The organism is Streptomyces lateritius, assembly GCF_014649715.1.
In the GTDB taxonomy this organism is placed as follows: Bacteria; Actinomycetota; Actinomycetes; order Streptomycetales; family Streptomycetaceae; genus Streptomyces; species Streptomyces lateritius.
The window spans coordinates 214,259-228,654 of sequence record NZ_BMTO01000005.1; the positions used below are offsets into that span (position 1 = coordinate 214,259).

Sequence of the window (14,396 nt, forward strand, 5' to 3'; positions counted from 1 at the left end):
GGGTGGTGGGCCGGGGGCGGGCGGAGACCCGGCGGCCTACTGGCCCGGCTGGTCCGTCGGGCCCTCGGGCGTCGTCCCGTTGGTCCCGTTGGTCGTCGGCCCGTCGGTCGTGCCGTCCGGCGGCGTTCTGCCGGTCGGGCCCTCGGGTGTCGTTCCGTTGGTCGTGCCGTCGGGCGTCGTGCCGTCGGGCGTCGTCACGTCGGGCGTCGTCCCGTCGGGTGTCGTCGGGCCCGTCTCCGTCCCGCCCGTCGCGGGGTCCGACGGCGGCCTCTCCGGGCTCCGCGGTTCGGACGTCTCCGTGGCAGGCGAGGACGGCGGGGGCGGCGGCGACGGGGAGTCCGGGGACGGCGACGGTGAATCCGTCACCGAGTCCGACACGGTCGGCGAGGGGGAGGCCGTCGGCGGGGGCGTCTCCTTGTCCTTCGTCCCCGTGTCCCCCGCCTCGCGCGCGAACCAGCCGTTGTCCTCGGGGTCGTAGACGACGAAGACGTTCACGGTGGTCACTGAGGGGGCCACGACGACGACCTGGGAGGGCTGGAAGCCCGGCCAGGGCGTGCCGGTCGTCTTGGGCGACTTCTGGGCCACCGGGGGCGTCAGCGGGTTCCCGCAGGCGCAGCGCACCCGCGGCACCCCGTGATCGTCGACGAGCACGGCCGTGCCCGCCTGGAGCACAGCCTGGTACGAGGTCGGCGAGCCGCTCTTGAAGCCGTGGTTCGTCACGCGGGTGTCGACGCGGAGCTGGAGCGGGGTCAGGCCGCGGAGGTACGCGGGGACTTCCTCGGCCCGCAGCCCGAGGACCGAGGCGAAGGCCGCGTTCTTCGCGGGCTCGTCGGCCAGGAAGCGCACCTGCTGCTCGACGTCGCAGCTCGCCGTCTTCCGCGTCCCGCCGTACAGACCGGCCGCGGAACCGGAGACGCTGCGCGTGGCGTTGGGGTCCACGGACCCGGTGGGGCTGGGGAGCGGGGCGGGGGACTGCGAGGTGTCGGGGGCCCGCGCCGTCGACTTGGTGAACGGGTCGGGCCCCGTGGCGGAGGCGCTCTGCAAGAACACCTCGCCGCCTGCGGAGCCGCTTCCGCCGCCGTTCCCGTCCGGACGGGTGAGGACCACGATCAGGGCGATCGCCGCGACCAGGACGGCGGTGATCGACGCGATCCGGGGGACCGAACGCCACCAGGGGTCGCCGCCACCGCCCCTGCCTCGGCGGCCCGCGCCGCCCCCGCCGGGACCGCCACCACGACCGCCACCGGAACCGCCCGAACCGCCCCCCGAGCCGCCGTAGGGCGGCCCCGGGGGTGGCGGCGGACCGGCCGACGGCCCGGGGCGGGCGCCGGGGCCCGACAGGGGGCCCGAAGGCGGACCCGCGGGGGGTACCGAAGGACGGCCGGACGGCGGGTGGGAAGTCACGTTTTTCCCTTTCTTCCGTTCCGCGCCCATTGTGTGCCCCGAACCGGTCTCGTCCGCAAGCGGACAGCACCTGCCGGTATTAGCGTGGGCCGGGTGACCAGTCACCTCGTCCGCCACGGGGGCGAAGCCCTCGCCGCCGTCGTCGCAGGCTTCCTGGCAATGGCCGTCACCGCCGCACTCGGTCTCTGGGCCGCCGGCGCGGCCGACCTGCCGGGCGGCTTCCCGAACGTCGTCGCCGCGGTCGTCGTCATGGCCGCCGGCGGGCAGGTCGACCTCGCCGGCGACGCGGGAGCCCTCGCAGGCACGAACGCCGAGCTCACCGCCATGCCGCTCACCGTCACCCTGGTGGGTGCACTGGTCACCGGCTTCTGCTTCCTGCGCCCGATGCGCCACCACGCCGTCGCCCGCACCGAGGAGCTGGTCGCCCGGCTCGCGTGGACCGTCGTCCTCTGGCTGGCCGCGCTCGCCGGGATCTCCGCCCTCGCCCGGTACGACTTCCGCATCTCCATCGGCGGCGGCCAGGAGCAGGACGCGCTCTCCGACCTCTTCGGCGAGCTGCTGGACGCGGTGAACCCCACCGTCGGCTTCCGCACCGACGTCGGACCCACCCTCTTCTACGGCCTCCTGTGGATTCTCGGGGTCCTCGTCATCGCCCTCCTCGTCTCCCGCGGCACCCCGCTGCCGCCCCGGCTCGTCCGCTACCAGGAACCGGTGCGCCCGGCCGCCTTCGCGATGCTGCTCCTGCTGCTCACGTACGTCCTGATCGGGCTGGTCGTCGCAGTGGTCGTGGCGGCCACCAAGGGGCACGCGGCCGAAACCCTCGCCGTCGTCCTGCTGGGCCTGCCCAACGTCAGCTGGCTCGCCCTCGGCGTCGGTATCGGCGGCTCCTGGGAGGGCACGGCCGAGGGGCCGTTCGGGCTGCCCATGCCGCAGATCCTCGACTCCGTGCTACGCGGCCCCGGCACCTCCGGCCTGTCCACCGTGGACCTGTCCTCCCTCGCCTCCCACGACGCCCGGGCCTGGTGGCTGCTGCCCGTGGCAGCCGTCCTGGTCCTCGTCGCGGCCTTCGTGGCGGCCGTCCGTTCGCCGGCCCGGATCCGGCCCTGGCAGCACGCCCTGCACGTGGGCATCGCCTTCGCCCTGACCGTCCTGGTCGTCGCCCCGCTCACGCTGGTCGAGGCGCGCGCGGGGCTGTCCATCCTCGGCATCGGTGAACTCGAATCCCTCGGCGGCGAGGTCCTGCTGCGCCCCCACGTCTGGAAGACGGCCGGCCTCGCCCTGCTCTGGGGCCTCGTCGCCGGACTCATCGGCGGGCTGCTGGCCTCCCGCGTCCACCGCCACGGCGAGGTCGAGACCCGCCCCGCCAAGGGGGACGAGGCCGGCCCGTTCCCCCCGCGTCGCTGAGCCCTCGACCCTCGGCCCTCGGCCCTCGACCCTCGGCCCTCGACCCTCGGCCCTCGGCCCTGAGCCCCGAGGCCGTTACCCAGTCCTACGGCACCAGGAAGTCCTACGGCTCCCGGAACACCGGAACCGCCCACTTCGGCGGCTTCGGCGGCGCGGCCGGCGGCTCGGGTCCCTCCGCGCCCTCCCCTCGTACCGGCCCCGGACCGCCCCGCTCCAGGGCCGCCCGCAGCGCGGCGACGAACTCCAGACACGTCCCGTACCGCTCCTCCGGCGCCTTCGCCAGGGCCTTCGCGAGCACGCCGTCGGCCGCCTCCGGCAGTCCGGGCCGCTCCGACGAGACCGGCGGCGGCGGATCGTACTGGTGCGCCCAGAGCAGCGCCATGTCATCGTCGCGCCGGAACGGCGGCACTCCGGTGAGCGTCTCGAAGACCACGCACGCCAGGCTGTACACGTCGCACCGGCCGTCCACCGGCCTCCCCGAGATCTGCTCCGGTGCCACGTAGTCGAGCGTGCCCACGAACTGCCCCACCGTCGTCAGACCGGTCAGGGACAACGACTTCTTCGTCAGCCCGAAGTCCGTGAGGTAGACATGCTCCGGATGGTCGCGGTCCGTGCCCTCCGCCACCAGGATGTTGCCCGGTTTCACATCCCGGTGGACCAGGTCGTGCGCGTGCGCCGCGTCCAGGGCCGAGGCCACCTGGACGGCGATCCGCCCCGCCTTCACCGGCGCCAGCGCTCCCTCCCGGTCGAGGAGCGCCCGCAGGTCCTGACCGGGGACGTACCGCATCGCGATGTACAGCACCCCTTCGGTCTCGCCCGCCTCGAAGACCGGGACGATGTGCGGATGGTCGATCGCGGCCGCCACCCGCGACTCGTGCGCGAACCGTTTGCGGAAGGTGTCGTTGCGGGCCAATTCGGGCGCGAGCAGCTTCAGGGCCACCGTCCGGTCCAGCCGTACGTCCCGCGCCCGGTACACGACCGCCATCCCGCCGCGCCCGATCTCGCCCTGCACGACATAGCCGGCGATCTGCTTGCCCACCAGCCCCGACTCCCGGCCGGCGGGCAGATCCGTGTCGCGGGTCGCGCCGGCCATCAGTCCTCACCCGGCAGCTGGGCCCGGTCCACCACTTGCGTCGGCGGCGGACCGGCCGGCTTCTCGCCCTCCGCCACTTGCGTCGGCGGCGGGCCGTCCACCACTTGCGTCGGCGGCGGGCCGTCCACCACTTGCGTCGGCGGCGGACCGGCCGGCTCCTCGCCCTCCGCCTCGGCCCGCCCCTCGCCGGCCGCGACGGGCCCCTCGATCCGTCCCTCCACCCGCGCCACCACCTGGGTCGGTTCGTGCCCGGCCACCGCGCCGACCGGTAGCTCGGTGCCCGCCGAGGGCCCGGCCGAGGTGGCGTACGTACTGAGCCCGATCCCGTCGCAGTACGCCCAGCGCTCGTGTTCGGCGTCGTACAGCCACAGCGACTCGCCGTCGACCACCATCCCCACCCGCAGCCCCCGCGTGCGCCTGCGGAACGTGTCCCCGTCCGTCCGCCCCGCCGCCAGTTCCTCCGCGGCGCGCCGGTAGCGGCCGAGCGACTCCTCGACGCGCGCGAGCAACGGCCGCGGATCGGCGGTCCTGGCGAGCGGCTGGCGAGCATCGGGAGGGTCCACGGGTACGGAGACGAGGAGGCGGGCGTCGACCCAGGCGGACCAGCCGTTGGAGCAGACGATCTGCCCCCAGTCGCCGACCCTCTCCACGAGCTGCACCGGCAGGAACGCGTCGAGCGGCACGGTGGGCAGCCCGGGGTCGGGCGCCTCCCAGGCGGGCAGGCCGTCACGCGGCACGACGTGCGTCGGCCGGAAGTCCGGAACGTACGGCGGTACGGACGGAGTGACCGGGATGCCCATCGACCGCCTGCCTTCCCTCGTACGACTTCCGCCCTGGTTCCGCCTTCTCCGCCGGATGGCTCCCGCCTACTTGCGCATGATCACCGGCTCGTGGCGGCGCAGCAGCCGCGCGACGGCGAAGCCCAGGACGAGACAGAGCACCATCAGCATCCCCATGTCGAACAGCCAGGCCTCCAGGGTGTGGTGCAGGAGCGGGTCGTCCGTCTTCTCGCTCGGCGCGATCTTGCCGATGTCGATGGTCGCCCCCATCGCGGCGAACGCCCACCGGGACGGCACCAGCCACGCCAGCTGCTCCACCACCGGCGAGCCGTGGACCGTCAGCAGCGCGCCGCAGAAGACCACCTGGACGATCGCGAGGAGGACGAGCAGCGGCATCGTCACCTCCTCCTTGCGCACCAAGGCGGAGACGAACAGACCGAGCAACATCGCGGTGAAGGAGAGAAGGGCGACCGCGAGCGTGAGTTCCACCAGGGGCGGCAGGAGCACGCCCTTGCCGTCCGGCACGTTCAGCGGCACACCGATCAGCGCGACCAGGGTCAGGACCACGGCCTGGACGACCGTGATCAGGCCGAGGACGACGACCTTGGACATCAGATACGCGGAACGGGAGAGGCCGACGGCTCTCTCCCGCCGGTAGATCGTGCGCTCCTTGACCAGCTCGCGCACCGCGTTCGCCGCCCCGGTCAGGACTCCGCCGACACAGAGGATGAGCAGCACGTTCATCGTGGACTCGGGCCCCAGGCTGCCCTCCGACAGCGCCCGGGCCATCGCACCCATCACGAACGGCAGGGCGACCATGATGGCGAGGAAGGTCCGGTCGGTGGCGAGGGCCGCGGCGTACCGGCGTACGAGCGTACGGAGCTGGGCTCCCCAGCTCTGCGCCTTGGGGGGAGGGCCGGGCTCCGGAACCGTCCCCGACGCCGTGGAGGCGGGCGGCCGGTTCATCGCCTCGGCGATGTACCGGCGGTGGAAGCGCGAGGCGCGGTATTGCCCCGCCCAGTCACGGCCCCGGTCGTTCTCGAAGGCCTCGAACGCCTCCGGCCACTGGTCGAAGCCGAAGAACTCCAGCGTCTCGTCCGGCGGTCCGAAGTACGCGACCCGTCCGCCGGGCGCGAGGACGAGCAGCCGGTCACAGACGTCGAGGCTCAGCACGCTGTGCGTGACGACGATGACGGTGCGGCCGTCGTCGGCGAGGCCGCGCAGCATGTGCATCACCGAGCGGTCCATGCCGGGGTCGAGTCCGGAGGTCGGCTCGTCGAGAAAGAGCAGCGACGGCTTGGTGAGGAGCTCCAGGGCCACGCTGACGCGCTTGCGCTGGCCGCCGGAGAGACTGTGGATGGGCTGCTCCGCGCGCTCGGCGAGACCGAGTTCGTCGATGACCTCGTCGACCCTGGCCCGGCGTTCGGCGGCCGCGGTGTCGTCGGGGAAGCGCAGCTCGGCGGCGTAGCCGAGGGCCCGTCGGACGGACAGCTGAAGGTGCAGGATGTCGTCCTGGGGGACGAGGCCGATGCGCTGGCGCAGCTCCGCGTAGTCCTGGTAGAGGTCCCGGCCGTCGTACAGCACCGTGCCGCGGTCGGCGGGGCGCTGACCGGTGAGCGCGCCCAGAAGGGTCGACTTCCCCGAGCCGGACGGCCCGACCACGGCGAGCAGCGACTTCTGACCGACGGGGAACGAGACGTCCTCCAGGAGGGTCTTGCGTTCGCGGCCGTGTCCGCCTCGCGAGCCGCCCCCTTCACGGCCGCTTCGGCTCACGGTGACGGCGAGGTCCTGCACGTCGAGGGAGACCTCGCCGGTGTCGGTGAATTCGACGAGCTGGGTTCCGATGAGGCAGAACGCGGAGTGCCCGATGCCGACGATGTCGTCCGGCGTCACGCGCGCGTGCGCCACGGGACGGCCGTTGAGGTACGTGCCGTTGTGGCTGCCGAGGTCCTGGATCCAGTAGGTGCCGTCGGGGTGGGCGAGCAGTTCGGCGTGGCGCCGGGAGACCACCAGATCGTCGACGACCAGGTCGTTGTCGGGGGCCCGGCCGATACGCACGGTCCGGGTGGGCAGCGGCCGGACGGAGGTGGGCTGCCGGAAGGTTCCCGTGGCGGCGGGATGTGCGACGGAGGAGGGCCGGGGCGGGGTCCGCGGCGGCGCGGGAGCGGGGGGCTCGGGGGCCGGTACGGGGGGTGGTGGAACGGGCGGCGGGGGGGAGGGCTCACGCGAAGGCGAGGGCTCCCGCAGAGGTCCGCGATCGCGCGCGGACGGGGGCGGTGCCACCGGCTCGGACACGGGTTCGGACATCGGGTCGGACACGGGCGCGGGGCCCTGCGACAGGACCGCGCGCGGGCCGTCCCCGGGATGGCCGAACCGTATGACCGTGCCGGGACCGACTTCGCGCAGGGCGATACGCCGGCTGTCCGCGAAGGTGCCGTTCGTACTCCCCTCGTCCTCGAGCGTCCAGTGGTCGCCCACTGCGCGCAGAACCGCGTGGTGCCAGGACGCACGGGCGTCCGCGAGCACGATGTCGCTGGTGGGGTCGCGCCCGATGCGGTAGACCCGGCTCGGACTCATCAGGGTCGTGTCCCCGTCGATCTCGAGGACGAGCTCGGGAGCGGCGGGCGCGACCGGCCGTTCTCCCATGCGTGAAATTTTATCCGCCGGGGCTGATCCGTGCCCCTGGGGCAGCCCCCGGCTCGTGCGGACCCCGCCGGTATCGTGGGCGCCTCGATCGTGGACGTCGAACGTGAGGAGGGCCCACCCGTGCCGAAAGGTGTCACCAAGCGCCGGCCACGGACCCGGGCGGCCCTGCTGCGGGCCGCCCTGGCGACCTTCGCGGAGCACGGTTTCCACGCGACCTCGATCGAGCAGATCTGCGAGCGCGCCGGCTACACGCGCGGTGCCTACTACTCGAACTTCGCCAGCAAGGAAGAACTCTTCCTCGCCCTCTTCGACGAGCACAGCGAGCGGACCGTGCGCCGGCTGGCGGAGGCGATCGACGGGCTCGCCGCCGAGGAGCACACCCTGGAACGGATCGCCGCGCTCGCCTCCCGCGTCGAGCCGGACGAACGGGACTGGTACCTGGTCACCACCGAGTTCACGCTGCACGCCATCCGCGACCCCCAGGCGGCGTGGGTGCTCGCCCGGCACGACGCCCGGCTGCGGGCCGAGATCGCGCGGGGGCTGACGAGCGTACTGCGCCGGGCGGGACGTGAACTGACGGTGGACGCCGACAGGTTCGCGAGGCTCCTGATCGCCTTGCGCGAGGGCGGCCTCGCGCAGAGCTACGTCGAACCGGAGGAGCTTCCGCCGGGCAGCCTGGAACGGGACTTCCTCGCACCGCTGCTGGAGGCGTCGACGCGGGAGACCGCCCCGGGGGAAGCGGACCGGGCGGACGGAGCGGACACGGCCGAGGGGGCGGTCAGTCGAACAGATCCGGGTCCGACGCCGTGATCTGAGCCCACAGCGGGCGGGCCTGGAACCAGCCGGCCAGCTGCGTACCGACCTGGTCCCGCGTGATCAGCGCCGTCTCGCGGTCGATGAGCCGCGGCGTACCGGCGGCCATCGCCAACAGCTGCGCCTGGCACGAGCGCTCCATGGTGACGAACCACCAGACGGCCTCGGCGACCGAGTGCCCGACGGTGAGCAGCCCGTGGTTCTGGAGGATGACCGCCTTATGGTCGCCGAGCGCCTTCGCGACCCGGTCGCCCTCGTCCAGCTCGTTGACCACGCCACGGTAGTCGTCGTAGATCCCGTGGTCCTCGAAGAAGGCGCACGCGTCCGGGTCGCGGACGGTGATGTGCTCGGCGACGCCCTCGGAGAACCCGAACCGCCCGAAGATCCGGAAACCGGCGGCGAGTTGCCCCTTGCGGTACCGCCGCTCCTCCTCGACCGAGTCGAAGGTGGGAGGCAGGGGGAGGGTGACGCCTTCGGGCACGGGCCCGACGGCTGCGGCGAGTGCGGGCGGGAGGGTGCTCATGGGGCTCCTCGGAGGGCGCGGTCATGTGGCGTGGGGCGTGCGCGGTGAGGGATGCCGGATGAGGGCCGCGGCCTGAGGGGGCGAGGCCTGCGGGGTGGGGCGTACCGGGTGAGGGCAGCCGGGTGAGGGCCGCGGCCTGAGGGGGTGAGGCCTGCGGCGTGGGGTGCGCCGAAAGATATAGCGGCGTATCCGTTGGGGCAATGGATCGAGCGGCCTTGCGGCGCGCGGAGCGAGGTGGCTACGGTCCGGATGGAAAGCGCTTACCCGGACCGAGGGGCCCGCCCGTGCCACAGAGGAACGTCCTGATCTACACCCGCACCGCCGGGTACCGGCACGACTCGATCCCGGCCGGCGCGGCCGCCCTCACCGAACTGGCCGGGGCGGCCGGTTTCGCCGCCGAGACGACCGAGGACCCCGGCGCCTTCACGAGCGAGCGGCTGGCCGGGTACGCGGCGGTCGTGTTCCTGTCGACGACGGGAACGGTCCTGACGCCTGAGGGCCGTACGGCCTTCGCGACGTACGTCCTCGGCGGCGGAGGGTTCCTCGCGATCCACGCGGCGGCCAACGCGGAACCGGACTGGCCCTTCTACGGCGACCTGCTCGGCACCCGCTTCGACGGCCACCCGGAGATCCAGCCGGGCGTGGTGTGCGTGGAGGCGCACGACCACCCGTCGACGGCGCCGCTGCCGGAACGCTGGTCCTGGACGGACGAGTGGTACAACTTCACGTCGAACCCGCGGGGGACGGGTGTACGGGTGCTGGCGCGCGCGGACGAGTCGACCTACCGGGGCGGCACCCTGGGCGCCGACCACCCCTTGGTGTGGAGCCGCGAGCTGGGCCGGGGCCGGGTCTTCTTCACGGCGCTCGGCCACGCGGCGGAGGCCTACGAGAACAAGACGTTCCGCGCCCACCTGTCGGGCGCACTGCTCTGGGCATCGGACGAGGTCCCGCCGTCCCCCGGCCCCCGCCTCCCTCGCTGACGGGCCCGGGGGCGTCGCCGCCCCGGCCGGCCGAGGCCCCGTCACCCCCTCGTACCGTCCCCGATTGCGCCGCCGCCCCGGGCGCGGGAGGGTTCCCGTGGGGGACGGCAGGAGGAGAGACATGGCCATCGCCACCGTGAATCCCGCGACCGGCGAGACACTGCGGACGTACGACGCCCACGGGGAGGAGGAGGTCGAGCGGCGCGTCGCCGCCGCGCACGAGACCTTCCGGAGGTACCGCACCACGTCCTTCGCCGAGCGCGCCCGCCTCATGCGCCGTGCCGCCGATCTCCTCGACGAGGACGCCGAGGACATCGCGCGCACGATGACCGTCGAGATGGGCAAGCCGATCACGGCCGCCCGCGCCGAGGCCGCCAAGTGCGCCAAGGCCATGCGCTGGTACGCCGACCACGCCGAGGGGCTCCTCGCCGACGAGTACCCCGCGCAGGCCGACGTGCGTGACTCCGGCGCCGACGCCGCCCGTGTCCTCTACCGCCCCCTCGGCCCCATCCTCGCCGTCATGCCCTGGAACTTCCCCCTCTGGCAGGTCGTCCGGTTCGCCGCGCCCGCCCTCATGGCCGGCAACACCGGCCTCCTCAAGCACGCCTCCAACGTCCCCAGGACCGCCCTCTACCTCGGCGACCTCTTCCGTCGCGCCGGGTTCCCCGAAGGCTGCTTCCAGACACTCCTCATCGGCTCCGGCGCCGTCGAAGCCGTCCTGCGCGACCGCCGGATCGCCGCCGCCACCCTGACCGGCAGCGAGCCGGCCGGCCGCTCCGTCGCCGCCGTCGCCGGCGACGAGGTCAAGAAGACCGTCCTGGAGCTCGGCGGCAGCGACCCGTACATCGTCATGCCCTCCGCCGACCTCCCCCGGGCCGTCAAGACCGCCGTCACCGCGCGCGTACAGAACAACGGCCAGTCCTGCATCGCCGCCAAGCGGTTCATCGTCCACACCGACGTCTACGACGACTTCGCCGAACGCTTCACCGCCGCCATGAACGCTCTGACCGTGGGAGACCCCCTCGACGAGTCGACCGACGTCGGCCCCCTCGCCACCGAGCAGGGCCGCAGCGACCTCGAAGAACTCGTCGACGACGCCGTACGCGAGGGCGCCACCGTCCTGTGCGGCGGAGGCCGTCCCGAGGACCGGCCGCACGGCTGGTACTACCTGCCCACCGTGCTCACCGGCATCACCCCCGGGATGCGCATCCACCGGGAGGAGACGTTCGGCCCGGTCGCCACCCTCTATCCGGTGAGCGACGTCGAGGAGGCCGTCGCCGTCGCCAACGACTCCCCGTTCGGCCTGAGTTCCAACGTCTGGACCCGCGACCGCGCCGACGTCGACCTCTTCGTACGGGACCTGGAGGCCGGCGGGGTCTTCGTCAACGGCATGACCGCCTCCCACCCGGCGCTCCCCTTCGGTGGAGTGAAGCGCTCCGGCTACGGGCGCGAACTCTCCGGCCACGGCATCCGCGAGTTCTGCAACGCCACCACCCTCTGGCAGCGCACCTGACGCGTCACCCCCGCGTGGTGATTCGCCCTTACCTTCCCTCACCCCGCGCCCACGCCAGCACTTCCTCCGCCGGCCACGTGTTGACCACCCGCTCGGTCGGCACCCCGCACTCCTCCGCCCGCGCGCACCCGAAGATCTGCCACTCCAGCTGCCCCGGCGCGTGGGCGTCCGTGTCCACCGCGAACCAGACCCCCGCCGCCACCGCCTGCCGCAGCAGCCGGCGCGGCGGATCCAGCCGCTCCGGACGGCTGTTGATCTCCAGCGCCGTCCCGGACTCGGCGCACGCGGCGAAGACCCGCTCCGCGTCGAACACCGACTCCGGCCGCGACCGCCCCCCGCTCACCAGGCGCCCCGTGCAGTGGCCGAGGATGTCCATCAGCGGATTGCGCACCGCCTTCACCATCCGGCGCGTCATGGCCGGCGCGTCCATCCGCAGCTTCGAGTGCACCGAGCCGACCACCACGTCCAACCGGTCGAGCAGCTCCGGCTCCTGGTCCAGCGAGCCGTCCTCCAGGATGTCGCACTCGATGCCGGTCAGCAGCCGGAACGGCGCCCACTCCTCGTTCAGCCGTGCCACCACGTCCAGTTGCTCGCGCAGCCGCTCCGGCGACAGGCCGCGTGCCACCGTCAGGCGTGGCGAGTGGTCGGTCAGTACAACCCACTCGTGACCGATCCTCGCCGCCGTACGGCCCATCTCCTCGATGGTGCTGCCGCCGTCGGACCAGTCGGAGTGCAGATGGCAGTCGCCGCGCAGCGCCGCGCGCAAGGTCTCGCCGCCCGCGACCGGCGGCACGTCGATCTCCTCCTCGAGCCGCGCCAGATAGGCCGGGACCTGCCCGGCCAGCGCCTCCTTGACCACCGCCGCCGTCTTCGGACCGATGCCCTTGACCGACTCCAGCGTTCCGGCCGCGGCGCGGCTCGCCGCCTCGCCCTCCGCCATGGCCGCGACGGCCGCCGCGGCGGTACGGAACGCCCGCACCCGGTACGAGGGGGCCTGCGCGCGCTCCAGCAGGAAGGCTATCCGGTCAAGCGCCGCTACGGGATCCACCGCGCGCTCCTCCGTCCGCCCGGGCCGCCCCCGCCGTGACTCCGGTGACCGCCGTTCCCGCCTCCTCGGCCGTCCCGGCTCTCTCGACCGTTCCAGCCCTCTCGACCGGGCCGATCTCGCACCACACCGCTTTGCCCTCGCCGCGCGGCTCCACCCCCCACCGCGACGCCAGCGCGTCGAGCAGCATCAGCCCGCGCCCCGAGGTCGCCGCCTCGCCCGGCGTACGCCGGCGGGGCCACGCACTCGAACGGTCCTGTACCGAGAGCCGTACGCGCCGCACCGGCTCGGGCAGCACCTCCAGCGTGAGCACCGCTCCGCCCTCGGTGTGCAGCAACACGTTCACCAGCAACTCGCCGGTCAACAGCTCGGCGTCGTCCGCCAGTTCGGCCATGTCCCAGTCCCGCAGCGCCTGTCCGACCGCCGCCCGCGCGTCCGAGAGCCCCTGCGGATCCGCCTGGTGGACGTACTGATGGATGCGGGGCGCCCGCGGCGTGCCCGGGTCCGGGCTGCGCCGCAGGACGAGGAGCGCCACGTCGTCGCCCGCCCCCCACCGCTCCCACAGCCGCTCGGAGAGGTGGTCGGCGAGGGCCTCGGCCTGTGGCGGGCCGCTGCTCATCGCGGCCGACAGCTCCGCCATGCCGGACTCGATGTCCGAACCCGGCTGCTCGACCAGTCCGTCCGTGTAGAGCACCAGCGTCTCGCCCGGTACGAGGTCGAGCCGGGTCTCCGGGAACTCCTCGTCCCCGAACACGGTCGCGAGACCGAGCGGCAGCCCGCCCCTCAGCTTGGGTTGCCCGACGCGGCCGTCCGTGTGCCGGATGAGCGGTCCGAGATGCCCGGCGCGCACCGCCCGCACCGTCCCGGTGCCCAGGTCCACCTGGGCGTAGGTGCAGGTGGCGAAGCGGTTGGTGTCGAGTTCGGCGAGGAAGCGCGAGGCGCGCGCCAGCACGGTCGAGGGGGCGTGGCCCTCACCCGCGTACGCCCGCAAGGCGATCCTCAACTGGCCCATGATGGCGGCCGCGTGGGTGTCGTGGCCCTGGACGTCGCCGACCACGATCCCGACCCGGCTGCGGGGGAGCGAGATCACGTCGTACCAGTCGCCGCCGACCTGCCGTCCGCTCCACGCCGCGTGGTAGCGGACCGCGATCTCTCCGCCGGTGATCGCCGGGATGCGGCGGGGCAGCATCGTCTCCTGGAGACCGGTGGCCAGCTCCCGTTCCTCGTCGAAGAGGAGGGCGCGCTGGAGTGACTGGGCGACGATCGCGGCGAGGCCGAGGGCGAGATTGCGCTCGTCGGCGCTGAAGGAGGTACGGCCCCGGTAGAACAGCGCCATGCCACCGAGCGAACGGGCCTGCGCGACCAGCGGCAGGTAGCAGGCCGCCTTGAACTGCAGCCGGCCCAGATAGGGGGCGAGTTCGGGAAACTCCCGCCCCAGGGACTGGAAGGAGGACACGAACCGTGGCCGTCCGCTCAGCACGGCTTCGGCCAGCGGGAGTCCCCTGTCCAGACGGCGGCTGCGGAAGTCGTTCAGGGCGTCCAGGGACTCCCCGCTGAGCGCGATGACGTTGAGGGAGCCGTTCTCGACCAGCCCGAGCGCGAGGCCGTCGGCGCCGAGCCGGGCGAGGCCGCCCGGGCCGGTGAGGGCCGCCGTCACGTCGTCGACCGTCACCGCTCGCGACAGCGCGTGCGTGGTCCGCTCGACGATGCTCGTCTGCACCTCGCGGCGCTTCTCCAGCTCCAGTACGAAGGCGGAGTGGGTGACCTCGGCGGTGGTGTCCCGGACGATCCCCACGATCCGGTGGGCCCGCCCGTCCGCCGTCCGCAGAATCCGCGCCTGGACATGGGTCCACTGGGGTGCGCCCTCGTCCCCCTCGGTCCTGAAGTGCGCGGTGTAGGACGTCTCACCGCTGGTGATCGCGCGGCGGATCACCGCCTCGAGCCTGGCTCGCTCCTCCGGCTCAAGGCCGCCGACGAGCGAGGCCGGCCGGCTGTCGAAGCCCTCCGGGTCCAGCCCGAACACCAGCAGCCCCGCCTCGTCGACGTCGATGGTGCCCGTGTCGAGGTCCCAGTCGAAGCTGCCGGTCCGATTCATGGCGAGCCGCTCGTTGGGCCCGATCTCGCCACTGCGCATGCGCCGGTCGTCATCGGTCATCCCCCCTATTGTCGAACCCGGGCCCCGCCGACGCCATGGCG

At 73.4% G+C, this 14,396-nt stretch carries 11 protein-coding genes; 4 read left to right on the top strand and 7 right to left on the bottom strand.

From position 1 onward, the window contains the following. Nucleotides 1-36 precede the first annotated feature (36 nt). Nucleotides 37-1,404, bottom strand: coding sequence for a DUF6777 domain-containing protein (locus IE136_RS35535; RefSeq protein ID WP_229818791.1), 1,368 nt, complete (start codon nucleotides 1,402-1,404; stop codon nucleotides 37-39). A 159-nt stretch (nucleotides 1,405-1,563) separates the two neighbouring features. On the opposite strand from IE136_RS35535, the gene IE136_RS12060 reads away from it, so the two are divergent. Beyond that, nucleotides 1,564-2,808 (top strand): streptophobe family protein, encoded by a 1,245-nt coding sequence (locus IE136_RS12060; RefSeq protein WP_229818818.1) that lies wholly within the window; start codon nucleotides 1,564-1,566, stop codon nucleotides 2,806-2,808. 103 nt (nucleotides 2,809-2,911) lie between these two features. On the opposite strand, the gene IE136_RS12065 is transcribed toward IE136_RS12060, so the two are convergent. The 3 genes from IE136_RS12065 to IE136_RS12075 all read right to left on the bottom strand — a co-directional run bounded on the left by IE136_RS12065 (nucleotide 2,912) and on the right by IE136_RS12075 (nucleotide 7,326). Then, nucleotides 2,912-3,901, bottom strand: coding sequence for a serine/threonine-protein kinase (locus tag IE136_RS12065; protein ID WP_158984410.1), 990 nt, complete (start codon nucleotides 3,899-3,901; stop codon nucleotides 2,912-2,914). Beyond that, the gene (locus tag IE136_RS35540) at nucleotides 3,901-4,701 is read right to left on the bottom strand and encodes an SH3 domain-containing protein (protein WP_229818792.1); all 801 of its coding nucleotides are present in this window, start codon (nucleotides 4,699-4,701) and stop codon (nucleotides 3,901-3,903) included. Before IE136_RS35540 ends, IE136_RS12065 begins: the two co-directional genes overlap by 1 nt. A 66-nt stretch (nucleotides 4,702-4,767) precedes the next feature. After that, nucleotides 4,768-7,326 (bottom strand): ABC transporter ATP-binding protein/permease, encoded by a 2,559-nt coding sequence (locus IE136_RS12075; RefSeq protein WP_158984406.1) that lies wholly within the window; start codon nucleotides 7,324-7,326, stop codon nucleotides 4,768-4,770. Nucleotides 7,327-7,446: 120 nt separating this feature from the next. Between IE136_RS12075 and IE136_RS12080 the strand changes: the two genes are divergently transcribed. Next, nucleotides 7,447-8,136: a TetR/AcrR family transcriptional regulator gene (locus IE136_RS12080; protein ID WP_269783533.1), complete on the top strand. Its 690-nt coding sequence runs from the start codon at nucleotides 7,447-7,449 to the stop codon at nucleotides 8,134-8,136. Here IE136_RS12080 and IE136_RS12085 read toward each other — a convergent pair. Then, the gene (locus tag IE136_RS12085) at nucleotides 8,105-8,662 is read right to left on the bottom strand and encodes a class II aldolase/adducin family protein (protein ID WP_158984404.1); all 558 of its coding nucleotides are present in this window, start codon (nucleotides 8,660-8,662) and stop codon (nucleotides 8,105-8,107) included. The genes IE136_RS12080 and IE136_RS12085 overlap by 32 nt on opposite strands. Nucleotides 8,663-8,946: 284 nt before the next feature. Between IE136_RS12085 and IE136_RS12090 the strand changes: the two genes are divergently transcribed. Together IE136_RS12090 and IE136_RS12095 are read left to right on the top strand one after the other, a co-directional pair. Next, nucleotides 8,947-9,642 carry a ThuA domain-containing protein gene (locus tag IE136_RS12090; protein ID WP_229818793.1) on the top strand — a complete coding sequence of 232 codons (696 nt, stop codon included), beginning with the start codon at nucleotides 8,947-8,949 and terminating at the stop codon, nucleotides 9,640-9,642. A 121-nt stretch (nucleotides 9,643-9,763) separates the two neighbouring features. Next, entirely contained in the window at nucleotides 9,764-11,155 is a 1,392-nt protein-coding gene (locus tag IE136_RS12095) for an NADP-dependent succinic semialdehyde dehydrogenase (protein ID WP_158984400.1), read from the top strand. A 28-nt stretch (nucleotides 11,156-11,183) separates the two neighbouring features. Here IE136_RS12095 and IE136_RS12100 read toward each other — a convergent pair whose 3' ends face one another. Then, complete coding sequence (locus IE136_RS12100) at nucleotides 11,184-12,203, bottom strand: PHP domain-containing protein (RefSeq protein WP_189600313.1); 1,020 nt, start codon at nucleotides 12,201-12,203, stop codon at nucleotides 11,184-11,186. After that, a complete protein-coding gene (locus tag IE136_RS12105) occupies nucleotides 12,181-14,355 on the bottom strand; it encodes a SpoIIE family protein phosphatase (protein WP_229818794.1) in 2,175 nt (724 codons plus the stop codon). The genes IE136_RS12100 and IE136_RS12105 overlap by 23 nt, the downstream gene beginning before the upstream one ends. Nucleotides 14,356-14,396 lie beyond the last annotated feature (41 nt).